General features: G+C 65.6%; 12 protein-coding genes. 7 read left to right on the plus strand and 5 right to left on the minus strand.

The window, feature by feature from the left end; genetic code table 11:
• Positions 1-28 precede the first annotated feature (28 nt).
• Positions 29-736, minus strand: coding sequence for an HAD family hydrolase (locus GJ695_RS16720; protein WP_154366650.1), 708 nt, complete (start codon positions 734-736; stop codon positions 29-31).
• Positions 737-794: 58 nt separating this feature from the next.
• Between GJ695_RS16720 and GJ695_RS16725 the strand changes: the two genes are divergently transcribed.
• From GJ695_RS16725 to GJ695_RS16735, 3 genes are all read left to right on the plus strand, one after another.
• A complete protein-coding gene (locus tag GJ695_RS16725) occupies positions 795-2,189 on the plus strand; it encodes a metallophosphoesterase family protein (RefSeq protein ID WP_154366652.1) in 1,395 nt (464 codons plus the stop codon).
• Between the two features lie 130 nt (positions 2,190-2,319).
• A complete protein-coding gene (locus GJ695_RS16730) occupies positions 2,320-2,937 on the plus strand; it encodes a hypothetical protein (RefSeq protein WP_154366654.1) in 618 nt (205 codons plus the stop codon).
• A 30-nt stretch (positions 2,938-2,967) separates the two neighbouring features.
• The gene (locus GJ695_RS16735) at positions 2,968-3,585 is read left to right on the plus strand and encodes a hypothetical protein (RefSeq protein WP_154366656.1); all 618 of its coding nucleotides are present in this window, start codon (positions 2,968-2,970) and stop codon (positions 3,583-3,585) included.
• Between the two features lie 188 nt (positions 3,586-3,773).
• Here the strand turns inward: GJ695_RS16735 and rsmA are convergent, their stop codons facing one another.
• From rsmA to GJ695_RS16755, 4 genes are all read right to left on the minus strand, one after another.
• Entirely contained in the window at positions 3,774-4,547 is a 774-nt protein-coding gene (gene rsmA, locus GJ695_RS16740; RefSeq protein WP_154366658.1) for a 16S rRNA (adenine(1518)-N(6)/adenine(1519)-N(6))-dimethyltransferase RsmA, read from the minus strand.
• Between the two features lie 19 nt (positions 4,548-4,566).
• Positions 4,567-5,610: a 4-hydroxythreonine-4-phosphate dehydrogenase PdxA gene (gene pdxA, locus GJ695_RS16745; protein WP_371866541.1), complete on the minus strand. Its 1,044-nt coding sequence runs from the start codon at positions 5,608-5,610 to the stop codon at positions 4,567-4,569.
• Between the two features lie 51 nt (positions 5,611-5,661).
• The gene (locus tag GJ695_RS16750; RefSeq protein ID WP_154366660.1) at positions 5,662-7,110 is read right to left on the minus strand and encodes a peptidylprolyl isomerase; all 1,449 of its coding nucleotides are present in this window, start codon (positions 7,108-7,110) and stop codon (positions 5,662-5,664) included.
• Positions 7,111-7,218: 108 nt separating this feature from the next.
• Positions 7,219-9,465 (minus strand): LPS-assembly protein LptD, encoded by a 2,247-nt coding sequence (locus tag GJ695_RS16755; protein ID WP_229260571.1) that lies wholly within the window; start codon positions 9,463-9,465, stop codon positions 7,219-7,221.
• A gap of 108 nt (positions 9,466-9,573) precedes the next feature.
• Between GJ695_RS16755 and GJ695_RS16760 the strand changes: the two genes are divergently transcribed.
• The 4 genes from GJ695_RS16760 to GJ695_RS16775 are packed head-to-tail and all read left to right on the plus strand — an operon-like array spanning position 9,574 to position 13,843.
• On the plus strand, positions 9,574-10,617 hold the full coding sequence (locus GJ695_RS16760) for an aminoglycoside phosphotransferase family protein (RefSeq protein WP_154366664.1): 1,044 nt from the start codon (positions 9,574-9,576) through the stop codon (positions 10,615-10,617).
• A gap of 9 nt (positions 10,618-10,626) precedes the next feature.
• Complete coding sequence (gene murU, locus GJ695_RS16765; RefSeq protein ID WP_154366666.1) at positions 10,627-11,361, plus strand: N-acetylmuramate alpha-1-phosphate uridylyltransferase MurU; 735 nt, start codon at positions 10,627-10,629, stop codon at positions 11,359-11,361.
• Positions 11,274-12,707, plus strand: coding sequence for a Xaa-Pro aminopeptidase (gene pepP, locus GJ695_RS16770; protein WP_154366668.1), 1,434 nt, complete (start codon positions 11,274-11,276; stop codon positions 12,705-12,707). Before murU ends, pepP begins: the two co-directional genes overlap by 88 nt.
• Positions 12,704-13,843, plus strand: coding sequence for a UbiH/UbiF/VisC/COQ6 family ubiquinone biosynthesis hydroxylase (locus tag GJ695_RS16775; protein WP_154366670.1), 1,140 nt, complete (start codon positions 12,704-12,706; stop codon positions 13,841-13,843). Before pepP ends, GJ695_RS16775 begins: the two co-directional genes overlap by 4 nt.
• Positions 13,844-13,924 lie beyond the last annotated feature (81 nt).

Raw genomic sequence — 13,924 nt, forward strand, 5'->3', positions numbered from 1 at the left:
GGTGAAAATGTTCTATCTATTATGCACTTCAATGCTGCATCTGCCCACGTATCCAGGTCAGTAGTTCATCAAAAGTCGCGCAAATGGCGTCCGGCGTGACGCCGGCCGCCAGATGGGCGGTGCTGCCGTGGCGGTTCATCCAGACCGCGCGCAGGCCGGCGGCCTGGGCGCCCTGCACGTCGAGCCGCAGGTCGTCGCCGACGTAGACCGCGTCCTGCGGCGCCACGCCCATCGCCGCGCAGGCGCTGTGGAAAATGGCCGGGTCCGGCTTGGCGCTGCCGAATTGCGACGACGACAGCGCATACTCGAAATGGTGGTCCATGCCGATGACTTCAAGATCGGCATTGCCGTTGGTGATCACGCCCAGCCGCAGCATGCCCTGCAGCAGCGGCAGCACCGGCAACACGTCGTCGTACGGCGTGACCAGGTTGCGCTGCACGGCGAAGTGCCGCATCGAGCCTTCGATATGGGCCGGATCTTCGCCGGTTTCGGCAAACACCTCGGCCAGCGCCTCGCGCCGCAGCTGGTACAGGTCGGCCACCAGCTCCGGCCGGCGCTCCAGCAGCGCCATGCGGCGCACGCGCAGCTCGGCCACGCTGAAGGCCTCGGCCACGCGCGGCGCGTGCTCGGCCAGCCAGGCGTGCCAGCTCACTTCGGCGGCCAGTATCACCGGGCCGATCGGCCACAGGGTATCGTCCAGGTCAAACAACAGGGCAAGCGGGCGGCGTGGCGTCATGATCGATCACAAAGGTTGGCAAACAAAGCCTATTGTACGGCCATGGTAAATTATCGGGATGCTCTCTCTCCTGAAACGCTGGACGCCGCTCCTGTTGCTTACTGGCTGCGCCGCCACCAATCCGCCACCGCCGCCCGACTTCACCTCCTACGTGGTGCTGGGCGAAGCCGGCGCCGCCGTCGCGCGGGTGCTGATCGACGCCCCGGCCTGTCCCGCCATCGAACTGGACCAGCGCGGCCAGCCGATGACGCTGCGCGCGCCGGCCGAAACCATCCCGCTGCGCAGTACGCCATCGGCGCCGGCCGATTCCAGGCCGGCCGAATTCCCGCTGCTGACCTGCGAGGCGGCGCTGCCTGCCGGCACCACCAGCGCCAGCGTGCTGGGCCGGACGTTGCCGCTGCCCAGGGCCGAACCCAGGCGCATCGTCGTCATCGGCGACACCGGCTGCCGGCTGCAAAAGAGCAGCAACAGCTACCAGGCCTGCAACGACATCGCCCAGTATCCGTTCGCCATCATCGCGGCCCAGGCCGCCGCGTGGAAGCCGGACCTGGTGATCCACGTCGGCGACTATCACTACCGCGAAAATGCTTGCCCCGAAGGCAACGCCGGTTGCGCCGGCAGCCCCTGGGGCTACGGCTGGGACGCCTGGGACGACGATTTCTTCGCGCCCGGCGCCAGGCTGTTCGACGCCGCGCCGTGGATCATGGCACGCGGCAACCACGAAAACTGCCTGCGCGGCGGCCAGGGCTACTGGCGCTTCCTCGATCCGCGCCCCCTGCTCAAGGGCCGCGACTGCAACGCCGCCGCCGATGACGATCTCGGCAACTACAGCGATCCCTATGCGGTGCCGCTCGGCCAGTCCACCCAGCTGCTGGTGCTGGACACCGCCAACACCACCTGGAAAGGCCTGAAACCGGGCGACACCGGCTACGCCAAGTACCAGGATTTATACCGCAAGCTGGACGCGCTGGCGCAGCAGGCGCCGCGCAACATCGGCGTCAGCCACCACCCGCTGCTGGGCATCGGCGCCGAGCGCAAGGCCGACGGCCGCATCGTGCTGCTGCCGGGCGACGCCGGCCTGCAGGCCAGTTTCGGTTCGCTCAATCCGCAACTGTTCCCGCCGGCGATACAGGCCATGCTGTCCGGCCACATCCACCTGTGGCAGCAGCTGAGCTTCGCCAGCGGCCACCCGAGCCAGTTCGTCGCCGGTTTCGCCGGCACCTCGGAAGACATCGTGCCGCTGCCGGCCACGCTGCCGTCCAGCCCGTCGCCGGCGCCGGGCGCCGTGGTCGAACATTTCAGCTCCTGGGTCGACGGTTTTGGCTTCATGACCATGGAACGCCTGGACGCCGACCGCTGGCGGATCGAAGTGCATGATTTACAAGGAAAAATCCGCAACCGCTGCGAATTGGCCGGGCGCAGGTCGCTATGCGACGTGGCCCAGGTCAAGTAGGCAGGGACACACGCTGTTACATCCATTTGCAGGGACGGAATTACCAAATGCACTAAAATACGCCCCACACGTGTAATATGCTGCCTCCCGTGCGCGCTGCCGGGCCCTATTCGTTTTGGAGAAAGAGTTTATGAAAAGTTCGTATCTGCGTGCGGTGATCGCCCTGCTGTGTGCTGTCATTCTGAGCGCCTGTGGCGGCAACAACGGTAGTCTGGCGCTGTCCGGCACCATCACTAATGAAACTCCTGGCGTGACCCTGCCGGGCATGGTGCTGGTCAATAACGGCAATGGCGAGAAACTCACCATTGAGCCGGGCGCCACCAGCTTCATCTTCACCAAGCTGCTCGCGACCGACGAAAAATTCGACGTCCAGATAGCGACCCCGCCGACTGGCGCCGCCTGTACACCGATCTCCGACACGGCCAACACCGGCACCGCCAGCGTCTATACCGTCTACTACCTGGGCTTCACCTGCAAGTTCAACCCATACATACTGGGCGGCACGGTCACGGGCCTGACCGGCACCGGCCTGGTGCTGGCCAATGGCGCCGACACCACCGCCGTACTGGCCAATGGCGGCGCCGACGTCAAGTTCACCTTCCCGACCAAGGTCGCCAATCACGCCCAGTACGGCGTCAGTGTCCTGACCCAGCCAGCCGGTCAGACCTGCACAGTCGATAGCGCGCTGAATCCGGGCACCATGCCAGCCGATTCGAACCAATTGGGTCTGATCGTCAACTGCAAATAAGTCGCCCGCACCTCATTTTTGGAGAAATACATGAAATTTTCGTTCGTAGGCGCCGCAGCGGCGCTGGCCGCAGTGGCCGTCCTGGCCGGTTGTGGCGGCAAGCAGCAGTTCGTGGTGCAGGGCGCGGTAAGCAATCTGAACAATAACGGCCTGGTGCTGCTCAACGCCGGCGAACAGCTGACCGTGCCGTCGGGCGCCACCAGCTTCGCCTTCAGCAAGCAGATCAGCTATGGCAGCGACTACAACATCACCATCCAGAAGCAGCCTGACCACATGACCTGCTCGGTGTCGGCCGGGACCGGTTCGGCCGGCTACAACGTCGCCATCCAGGCGCTGGTCACCTGCTCGCAGAACACCTACAACCTGGGCGGCCAGTACTCCGGCGTGACCCCGGCTGCCGACGGCACCGCCCGTACCGTTACCCTGATCAACGGCTCGACCGGCGGCACCGCTGTGCTGTCCAGCGGCACCAGCGCCACCAGCCTGACGCCAAGCGGCGAATTCCTGCTCAGCAGCGCGGTGCCGGACGGCCAGGCTTACGGCGTGACCGTGGTGCCGCCGGCCAACGGCCTGACCTGCACCATCGCCAACGGCACCGGCGTCATGCACGATGCCAACGTCAGCAACCTGGTGGTGACCTGCCAGTAAGGGAAGCAACGGCGCCGCTGCGGCGGCGCCGTACTGCAAGGAGGGGAGTTATTCGATACCGTAATAATTGGTATTCGGAAAATAAAGTGGCGTTATATGTCGCGACGCAGCATACTGCACTTGTCTCCTCCACTTCTTGCAAAGGAATTGGATTTAAGCCCGCTAGCTTTAGCGGGCTTTTTTTTCGCCTATGGCTTCAGCAGGTTGGCCAGCGCGACGTACTGGGCCAGGCCCACCGCTTCTGGACGGTCGGTCGGGTTGATGCCGGCGGCAACGATCTGCTCTTCAGTGAACATGCCGGCCAGGCAGTTGCGGATCACCTTGCGGCGCTGCGAGAAGGCCTTCTGCACCACCGCTTCCAGCGTCGGGCCGTCGCACGGCAGCGGATTGGCGACCGGGATCATGCGCACGATGGCTGAATCCACGCGCGGCGGCGGATCGAAGGCTTCCGGCGGCACCACGAACAGCAGCGACATGTCGTAGCGCCATTGCAGCATCACCGACAGGCGGCCGTAGACCTTGCTGCCCGGCTCGGCCACCATGCGCTCCACCACCTCTTTTTGCAGCATGAAGTGCTGGTCCTGCACCAGCGGCGCGAAACTCGCCAGGTGGAACAGCAGCGGGCTGGAGATGTTGTACGGCAGGTTGCCGACGATGCGCAGCTTCTGTCCCGCCGGCACGGGAATGGTGCTGAAGTCGAACTTCAGCGCGTCGCCGGAATGCACGGTCAGCTTGTTGCGCGGATAGGCTTTTTCCAGCCGCGCCACCAGGTCGCGGTCCAGCTCGACCACATGCATATGCGTCAGCGTGCGCAGCAGCTGGTCGGTCATGGCCGCCAGGCCGGGGCCGATTTCGACCATGGCGTCGCCCGGCGCCGGGTCGATGGCGTCGGTAATGCTGCCCAGCACGTGCTGGTCATGCAGGAAGTTCTGGCCGAAGCGTTTGCGTGCTACGTGTTTCATGTTTTTCTAGTCCAAATGATTAAGGGGCGGCAGCCACCGCGTTGGCCATCGCCAGCGCGCTGCTGATCGCCTGATCCATGCTGCCGCAGTCGGCCTGGCCCACGCCTTGCGCGGCCAGGTCCAGCGCCGTGCCGTGATCGACCGAGGTGCGGATCAGCGGCAGGCCCAGCGTGATGTTGACGCCGTTGCCGAAGGTGGCGTACTTCAGCACCGGCAGGCCCTGGTCGTGGTACATGGCCAGCACGCAGTCGGCGTCCTGCAGGTATTTCGGCTGGAACAGCGTGTCGGCCGGATAGGGGCCGCGGGCGTCGATGCCGCGCGCCTGCGCCGCCGCCACGGCCGGCGTGATGATCTCGATTTCCTCGCGGCCCAGGTAGCCGCCCTCGCCCGCGTGCGGGTTCAGGCCGCACACCAGGATGCGCGGCGCGGCGATGCCGAACTTGCTGCGCAGGTCGGCGTCGATGATGTCCAGGATGCGCGCCAGGCCATCCTGGCTCAGCGCGGCCGCCACGTCCTTCAGCGGCAGGTGGGTGGTGGCCAGCGCCACGCGCAGCGGCGCGCCGTGCAGCGGGCCGCTCAGTTGCTGCGGGCCGGCCAGCAGCATCACCACCTGCGGCGTGCCGGTCTGGTCGGCAAAGTATTCGGTGTGGCCGGAGAACTTGACGCCGGCGTCGTTGATGGTGCTCTTTTGCAGCGGCGCGGTGACCACCGCCTCGAACCAGCCGGCCCGCACGCCTTCGATGGCGGCGTCCAGCGTGTCCAGCACGGCGCGGCCGTTTTCCTTGTTCAGCGTGCCAGGCACCACGTGCGCGCCGAGCGGCACGTCGATCACGCTGAGGCGGTCGGCGCCGAAGTGCGGCAGGCCGCCGTTGCGCACCGCCATCAGCGACAGCGAGGACAGGCGGATCTCGGGATCGATGTCGGCGGCCGTCATGGCCAGGAAGGCGGCGTCGCCCAGCAGCACGCAATTGACCTCGTGCCGCCGCGCCCACGCCGCGCGGATGGAGATTTCCGGACCGATGCCGGCCGGCTCGCCGACCGTGACGGCAATGGCGGGGCGCACTCCCGGGCGCCGTTTGGATGAAGTGGCGCTCACTCGTGCTCCCCTTTCTGCTTACTTGTTGGCGGCGCTGTTGGCGGCTTTGTCGTCGTCGTTGCGGTACTCGACGTAGGCGCGGTCGCGCACTTCGCGCTGCCAGCTTTCAGTGGCTTCTTCCAGCTTGCGGTCGCGCAGCGCCTGGCGGGCGTTGGTGCGTTCGCGTTCCTTCGACACGTCGTCGGTCTTGCGTTCCAGCACCTGGATCAGGTGGATACCGAAGCTGGTCTCCACCGGCTCGCTCACTTCGCCGATCTTCAGGTTATTCATCGCCGCTTCGAATTCCGGCATGGTGTCGCCCGGCATCAGCCAGCCCAGGTCGCCGCCCTTGGAGGCCGAACCGTCGTTCGACACCAGGCGCGCCAGGTCTTCGAACTTGGCGGCGTTGTTGTCCAGGCGTTCCTTCAGCTCCAGCAGCTTGCGCTTGGCGTCGGCCGCGCTCATGGTCGGCGTGACCTTGATCAGGATGTGGCGCGCGTGCGTCTGCTGCACGGCGGCCACGGCCTGCGCGTCGGCCAGGCTGCGGCGGTCCACCGCCTTCAGGATGTGGAAGGCGCCGGTGCTCTTGATGATCGGCGTCACCTGGCCAGGCTTGAGCTTGGACAGCGCTTCAGCGAAGATCGGCGGCAGGCGTTCCGGCTGGCGCCAGCCGACCACGCCGCCTTGCAGCGCATCGCTGGCGTCCGAGTAGGTGGCGGCCATCTTGGCGAAGTCGGCGCCGGTGCGCAGCTGGCGCATCACTTCCTCGGCGCGCGCGCGGCGCTGGGCGATCACTTCGGCGGTGGCGTTGTCCGGAATGCGCACCATGATCTGCGAGATGTTGATTTCGAACTGCTCGGCGGCGGCGGCCTTTTCGGCGGCCACGAAGCTGTCCACCTCGGCGTCGGAAATCTGGATCTTGCCGTCGACTTCATGCTCGCGCAGGCGCTGCATGATGATCTCTTCGCGGATCTCCTCGCGGAACGAGGCGAACGGCGTGCCGTCCTTTTCCATCTGGTTGCGCAGGTCCTGCACGCTCAGCTTCTGCGCCTCGGCGATGCGCTGGATGGCGCGGTCCAGTTGCAGGTCGTCCACGCGCACGCCCATTTCCTTGGCCAGCTGCAGCTGCGAACGCTCGACGATCATGCGCTCGAGCAGCTGGCGGCGCAGGTCGGCCGGGTCCGGCATCTGCACGTTCTGCGCCTTCATGCGCGCGGTCACGGTGCGGATGCGGTTGTCCAGTTCGCGCTGGGTGATGACGTCGTCATTGACCACCACCACGATGCCGTCGATGGCCACGTTGCCCGACTCGCCAGGCGGCAGGAAGCCGGCGCCGTCCTTCTTGGCGGCCGGCGCGGCCGCGGTGGCGGCCGGCGCGGCGGCCGGTGCTGCGGCCGGCACAGGCGCCGCTTCCGTTTTCTTCTTCGACGAGAACAGGCTGCAACCGCTCAGGGCGGCCGTGCACAACAGGACTGCGAGGAGTTTCATCTGGTACTTACTGGCATTACGCATGGTAGAACGCTCAAGAGTCAGGTGTAAAAAAGGCAAAAGGCGCCGACGCGTTTTTTGCGCGGCGGACGCCAAGTGTACATGGAGTTAGCGGCCATAGCCCTCATTCAGGCGCTGGTAGCCGGGAATACTGTTCTTCATCGCCTCCAGCGGGCTGCCGACGCCCAGGTGCGACAGGCCGTTCAGTTCCAGCTGGAAGAAGATCTGGGTCGAGGCCTTGGTCGAGGTGGTCACGAAACGCTGCGCGCCGGTGCGGAACACCCAGCAGTCGGCGTTGTACTCGAGGCCGACCAGGCTTTCCAGGATTTTCTTGCCCTGCACCGAATAGCTGATGCGGCCGACGCCGTACCAGCGCTGGAAGATCGGCCACTGGCTCGACAGCTCGATATTCTTGAAGCTGTCGCGCAGGTAGCGGTAGCCCAGGTTCAGCACCTTCTTCGAGCCGGGGATCCACTGCGCGGTGTAGCTTTCCGAGACGATCCGGCTCTGGCTCGGGTTGTACTGCACGGCGCTGTCGAAGGCCCAGGTGTCCGAGATGCGGCCGGTGGCGGCCAGCAGGATGTCCGAGTGGGCATCCACCACCGGCGTCGACGAATCGAGCTGCACGCGCTGGTCGCGGAAGTAGAAGCGCTGGCCGAACGCCAGGCGCAGCGCCTCGGCGCCGTTGGCGTCGAGGAAGCGCGAGGTCAGCGCGGCGGTCAGCTGGTTGGCGTCGCCGATGCGGTCCGAACCGACGAAGCGGTTCTCGCTGAAGATCTGGCTGAAGTTGAAGGTGGCCGCGTCGGTGTCGAAGATCGGGAACTTGCTCTGGTCGCGGTACGGCGTGTTGACATAGAACAGGCGCGGTTCCAGCGTCTGCGTCATGCTCTTGCCGCCCCACTTGATGTCGCGCTCGAACACCAGGCCGGAGTCGAGCGAGAAGGTCGGCACGGCGCGCGACAGGTTCTCGCTGGACGCGCCCTGGTAGGCGTCGAGCTGGTAGGTCGCCATGTTGAGCATGACCTTGGGCGTGATGAAGTAGCTCGGTCCGATGATCGGATAGCTCACTTGCGGAATCGCCACCAGGCGCGTGCCGTTGATCAGGGTCGGATGGTAGAAGCGGGTCAGCTCGGCGTTGAAGGCCCAGTCGAAGCCGCCGGCCACGTCGTACTGCGCGGCGCTGAAGTTGATCGCCGGCAGGCGGTCATACGGGCGCGACACGAACAGCGACGAATCGACCACCGACTCCGGGTCCTGCAGCACCTGGTACTTCTGCACGCGCGCGGTCAGGGTCCAGAAATCGCCACGGTAGTCGGTGCGCAGTTCGCGCAGCAGCTGACGATCGGTCGAGCTCGACACCGTCTTGGAAAAGTCATTCGGATAGTTGTCGTCCGAGGCGGCGTTGAAGTTCCAGCTGAATTCCCACTGCTTGGTGATGTCCTGCGAATGGGTCGAACGCACCATCCAGCGGTCGCTCTTCTGGTCCGGATTGGCCTGCGCGTACTCGCGGTCGTGCGGCATGAACTCGACGTAGGTCTCGCCCTTGTACAGGCCGCCGTCGGTCTCGCCCAGGTAGCGGCCCTGCGCGCCGAACTGGATGCCGCGGTTGGCGATGATTTTCGGGTACAAGGTCAGGTCGCGGTTGGGCGCGATGTTGACGTAGTACGGCACCACCAGCTCGGCGCCGTTCTTCGAGCCGAAGCCCGGCGTCGGCGACAGCCAGCCCGAGCGGCGCGCGCCCGACAGCGAGAACGACATCGCCGGCGTGCCCAGGATCGGCACGTCCTTGAAATAAATCAGCGTCTTGCCGGCGGTGCCGACGTCGCGGCCGGAATCGAGGTTCAGCGTGTCCGACCTCAGATACCAGTCCGGATCGAAGCCCTGGCAGGTGCTGTAGGTGCCGTTGACCACCACCGCCTCGTCCTCGTTGACGAAGTTGATGCGCTCGGCCTTGCCCTGCGCGTGGTTGGCTTCCAGCTTGTAGGTCGGGTTGAGCATATAGCCCTTGCCCGTGTCCATGTTCAGTTTCAGCTCGTCGCCGGTGAAATAGTCGCCGAAACGCCAGATCTTGACGTTGCTGCTGGCCTCGATTTCATCCTCGACCTGGCGGTAGCAGGCGCTGTCGGCGTTGACCTTGGTCTTGTCCTTGATCACCTCGGCATCACGCTCGAGGACGACTTCACGCTCGGGACGGCCGCTGATGTCCTCGGCCTTGACGATGGTCTCGGCGTTCTTGTCTTCCACGCGCGGCGGGCGCTGCTTGGGCGGCGCGCTCTGCGCATAGGCGTAGGAAGGCAACACCGATACGGTAAAAATAGCGGACAGGGCATACGCCAAGCGCTTCGGTTTGGGCATGCGGATCATGAAAAGAGGGGACCAAGCACCATGAAAGGCGATTTTTTAATTTGAATCCCTTATTATATGGGAATCTTCACCTGACGCCGGTTTCCTCGGCATGCTTCAATGTCTTTATTACAGAATTTAACCTCCGATACCCGGCTGGCACAGCTGGCCGCCTGGCTGCGCACCCTGAATGTGGTCGATGTGGACAGTATTCGTCCCGCCTCGGCCGACGCCAGCTTCCGCCGTTATTTCCGTGTCAACGTTTTGGCCGAACAACAAACGGCGCTGGGCCTGACCCTGATCGTCATGGATGCGCCGCCGGAACGCGAAAACGTGCTGGGCTTTGTCAAAGTTGACGAAATGCTCACGCATGCCGGCGTCACCGTGCCGCGCATCGTCGCCACCGACTACAAAGCCGGCTTCATGCTGCTGTCCGACCTGGGCAACACCACCTTCCTGTCGGCGCTGAACCACGACAACGCCTCGACCATGTACGCCGAGGCGCTCGAAGCGCTGGTCAAGTTCCAGGTCACCAGCCGTCCCGGCGTGCTGCCGGAATACGACCGCGCCTTCCTGCAGCGCGAAATGAGCCTGTTCCCCGAGTGGTACATCGGCAAGCACCTGAACGCCACGCTGACCGAGAAACAGGCGGCCGAGCTGCAGGGCGTGTTCGACGCCATCCTGGCCAACGTCACCGCCCAGGCGCAGGTGTATGTGCACCGCGATTTCCATTCGCGCAACCTGATGGTGGTCGACGCCGGCAATCCGGGCGTGCTGGACTTCCAGGACGCGCTGTACGGCCCGATGACCTACGACCTGGCCTCGCTGCTGCGCGACGCCTACGTGCAGTGGGACGAGGAACTGGTGCTGGACTGGGCCATCCGCTACTGGCAGCACGCCAAGTCGCTGGGCCTGCCGGTCAACAAGGACATCGACGCCTTCTACAAGGACTTCGAATACATGTCGCTGCAGCGCCACCTGAAGATCCTGGGCCTGTTCTGCCGCCTGAACTACCGCGACGGCAAGGCGCAATACCTGGACGACCTGCCGACCGTGATGGAATACGTGCGCAAGACGGCCGGCCGCTACAAGGATCTGAAGCCGCTGATCCGCCTGCTCGACCTGCTGGAAGACAGCAAGCCGCAAGTCGGCTACACCTTCTAAGGCCGGCGCATGAAAGCGATGATTTTCGCCGCCGGACGCGGCGAGCGCATGCGTCCGCTGACCGATGCCACGCCCAAGCCGCTGCTCAAGGTGCGCGGCCGGCCGCTGATCGTCTGGCACATCCTCAACCTGGTCAAGGCCGGCATCACCGAGATCGTCATCAACCACGCCCACCTGGGCGACCAGATTGAAGAAACGCTCGGCGACGGCAGCCAGTTCGGCGCCAGGCTGCTGTACTCGCGCGAGGAAAAAGCGCTGGAAACGGCCGGCGGCATCGCCAACGCGCGCGCGCTGCTGGGCGAGGAACCGTTCGTCGCCGTGTCGGGCGACATCTACACGCCCTATTTCAACTTCGAACAGGTCAAGGACGTGTTGCACGACAAGGACATGTGGGGCAATCCCTACCCGGCCGACAAGCGCGACATGTGCTGGCTGTACATGGTGCCGAATCCCGACTGGCATCCGGACGGCGACTTCGGCATGACCATGTACACGCTGACCAACGACGGCGCGCCGAAATGGACCTTCGGTAACATCGGCGTGTACCGCATGGAAATGTTCGACCGCATCGCCGCCGGCGAGTACGCCAAGCTGGGCCCGCTGCTGCGCGAATACGCCGACAAGAAACAGGTCGGCGGCGAAGTGTACGAAGGCGAATGGCACAACGTCGGCACCGTGCAGCAGCTCGACCTGCTGAACGCGCCGCTGGCCGCGCTGGCGCCCGCCGCCAAGGGCGTGCAGTGACGCCGGCCGCTGTCGCCGTCGACGTGGCGCGCTACGCCGCGCGGCGCGCGCGCCTGCTGGCGCAGATGCCGCCCGGCGCGGTGGCCGTGCTGCCGACCGCGCCGGAAGTCACGCGCAACGCCGACAGCGAATACCTGTATCGCCACGACAGCTACTTCTACTACCTGACCGGTTTCACTGAGCCGGAAGCGGTGCTGGTGCTGGTTGCCGGCCAGGGTGACGACAGCGGTACGCCGGCGCGCGCCATCCTGTTCTGCCGCCCGAAAAATCCCGACCGCGAAATCTGGGATGGCTACCGCCACGGCCCGGACGGCGCGCGCGTGGTGTTCGGCCTGGACGAAGCCGGCGCCATCGAAGAGCTGGACGAGATGATGGCCACGCTGCTGTCGAACGCACCGGCGCTGTACTACGCGCTGGGTGGCGCGCTCGATGAACGCGTGGCCGGCTGGCTGTCCGCCGTGCGCGCCAAGGCCCGCACCGGCGTCACCGCGCCGGCGTCCATGGTCGACCTGCCGCCGCTGCTGGACGAAATGCGCCTGCTGAAGGACGACGCCGAACAAGCCACCATGCAGCGCGCTGCCGACATCTCGGCGCAGGCGCACATCCGCGCCATGCGCGCCGCCCGCGCCGGCATGTACGAATACGAACTGGAAGCGGAACTGCTGTACGAATTCCGCCGCAACGGCGCACAAGCGCCAGCCTACAACGCCATCGTCGCCGCCGGCGCCAATGCCTGCGTGCTGCACTACAGCGCCAACAACGCGCAATCGCAGGACGGCGACCTGGTGCTGATCGACGCCGGCTGCGAGCTGGATGGCTATGCCTCCGACATCACGCGCACCTTCCCGGTCAACGGCAAGTTCAGCGCGCCGCAAAAGCGCTTGTATGAACTGGTGCTGGCGGCGCAGGCGGCCGCGTTCAAGGCCATCGCCCCAGGCTTGCCCTACTCCGGCGCGCACGAAGCGGCGGTGCGGGTGCTGGCGCAGGGCATGCTGGACCTGGGCCTGCTGCGCGGTTCGCTGGACGAGGTGATCGCCGATAAAAGCTACACGCAGTTCTACATGCACGGCACCGGCCACTGGCTGGGCATGGACGTGCACGACGTCGGCCAGTACCGCGACGTCACGCAAGCCGGCAAGCCATCGCGCCTGCTGCAGGCGGGCATGGTGGTGACGGTGGAACCGGGCATCTACGTGCGTCCGGCGGAAGGCGTACCGGAAGAATACTGGAACATCGGGATCCGCATCGAAGACGACGTGCTGGTCACCGCCGGCGGCCACACCATCCTGAGCGCCGCCGCGCCGAAGACGGTGACCGAGATCGAACAACTGATGCAGCAACCATGACAGAACATACCTACGACATCGCCATCTGCGGCGCCGGTCCCGCCGGCATGGCGCTGGCGGCGCAACTGGTCAAGCGCGGCGTGCCCGCCGGCCGCATCGCCCTGATCGACGCCAAGACACTGGCGCAAGCCAGCAACGACCCGCGCTCGCTGGCGCTGTCGTGGGGCAGCCGGCAGATCTTGGAAGACATCGGCGCATGGCCGGCGGTGGCCACCGCCATCGAACAAATCCACGTCTCGCGGCGCGGCCAGTTCGGCCGCAGCCTGATCGACCGCAAGGATTATGACCTGCCGGCGCTGGGCTACGTTACCCGCTACGGCGACATCGTCACCGCCTTGGGCGCAGTGTGCGAACGTGCCGGCATCGCCTCGCTGCGTCCCGCACGGGTGATCGCGATGGATGAAGAAAACGATGCGGTCACGCTGATCCTGGACGCCAACGGCGCACCGCAAACGCTGCGCGCCGCCATCGTGGTGCAGGCCGAAGGTGGGCTGTTCAACGAGCAGCAGGTACGCGCCGTCAACCGCGACTACCAGCAGACCGCCATCATCGCGCAAGTGCGCAGCAGCCTGCCGCCGCCGCACCGTGCTTACGAACGCTTTACGGAACAAGGCCCGCTGGCGCTGCTGCCGCAGGATGACGAGTATTCGCTGGTGTGGTGCGTGCGTCCGGAAACCGCCGGCGCGCTGCTGGCATTGAACAACAAGGACTTCCTGTCCGCGTTGGGCCAGGCCTTCGGCGACCGCGTTGGCAGCTTCACGCACGCCACGCCGCGCCTTGGTTTTCCGCTGGGATTGAATGCTGCGCCGGGCAGCACCGCCCGCACCGTCGCCATCGGCAACGCCGCGCAAACGCTGCATCCGGTGGCGGGCCAAGGGCTGAACCTGGGCCTGCGTGATGTGACCGTGCTGGCGCGCCTGCTGGCGCAAGGCGCGACGCCGGCGATGCTGGCCCAATATACCGACATGCGCCAGCGCGATCGCAGCACCACGGTGCGCCTGACCGACACCATGGCGCGGGTTTTCGCCAACGACACCCCAGCCCAGGCGCTGCTCGGACTCTCACTGGCCGCCATCGACATGGTCGGCCCGGCACGCGGATTGCTCGCTGAACTCATGATGTACGGCCGCCGCTGACCGCGACCCCGCACGCTTTTAGTGATACGCTTGCGTTACCACTTAGGGGTCGGACCCCGTACGGGGTCCGACCCCACCTGG

Source organism: Duganella alba, assembly GCF_009674495.1.
Classification (GTDB): Bacteria; Pseudomonadota; Gammaproteobacteria; order Burkholderiales; family Burkholderiaceae_D; genus Rugamonas; species Rugamonas alba.

Excerpts from the sequence above, each read along its gene's own strand:
- GJ695_RS16725 (WP_154366652.1), top strand. The coding sequence starts at position 795 with ATGCTCTCTCTCCTGAAACGCTGGACGCCGCTCCTGTTGCTTACTGGC.
- GJ695_RS16720 (WP_154366650.1), bottom strand. The coding sequence starts at position 736 with ATGACGCCACGCCGCCCGCTTGCCCTGTTGTTTGACCTGGACGATACC.
- GJ695_RS16735 (WP_154366656.1), top strand. The coding sequence starts at position 2,968 with ATGAAATTTTCGTTCGTAGGCGCCGCAGCGGCGCTGGCCGCAGTGGCC.
- murU (WP_154366666.1), top strand. The coding sequence starts at position 10,627 with ATGAAAGCGATGATTTTCGCCGCCGGACGCGGCGAGCGCATGCGTCCG.
- GJ695_RS16750 (WP_154366660.1), bottom strand. The coding sequence starts at position 7,110 with ATGAAACTCCTCGCAGTCCTGTTGTGCACGGCCGCCCTGAGCGGTTGC.
- GJ695_RS16760 (WP_154366664.1), top strand. The coding sequence starts at position 9,574 with ATGTCTTTATTACAGAATTTAACCTCCGATACCCGGCTGGCACAGCTG.
- GJ695_RS16730 (WP_154366654.1), top strand. The coding sequence starts at position 2,320 with ATGAAAAGTTCGTATCTGCGTGCGGTGATCGCCCTGCTGTGTGCTGTC.
- rsmA (WP_154366658.1), bottom strand. The coding sequence starts at position 4,547 with ATGAAACACGTAGCACGCAAACGCTTCGGCCAGAACTTCCTGCATGAC.
- pepP (WP_154366668.1), top strand. The coding sequence starts at position 11,274 with ATGGCACAACGTCGGCACCGTGCAGCAGCTCGACCTGCTGAACGCGCC.
- GJ695_RS16755 (WP_229260571.1), bottom strand. The coding sequence starts at position 9,465 with ATGCCCAAACCGAAGCGCTTGGCGTATGCCCTGTCCGCTATTTTTACC.
- GJ695_RS16775 (WP_154366670.1), top strand. The coding sequence starts at position 12,704 with ATGACAGAACATACCTACGACATCGCCATCTGCGGCGCCGGTCCCGCC.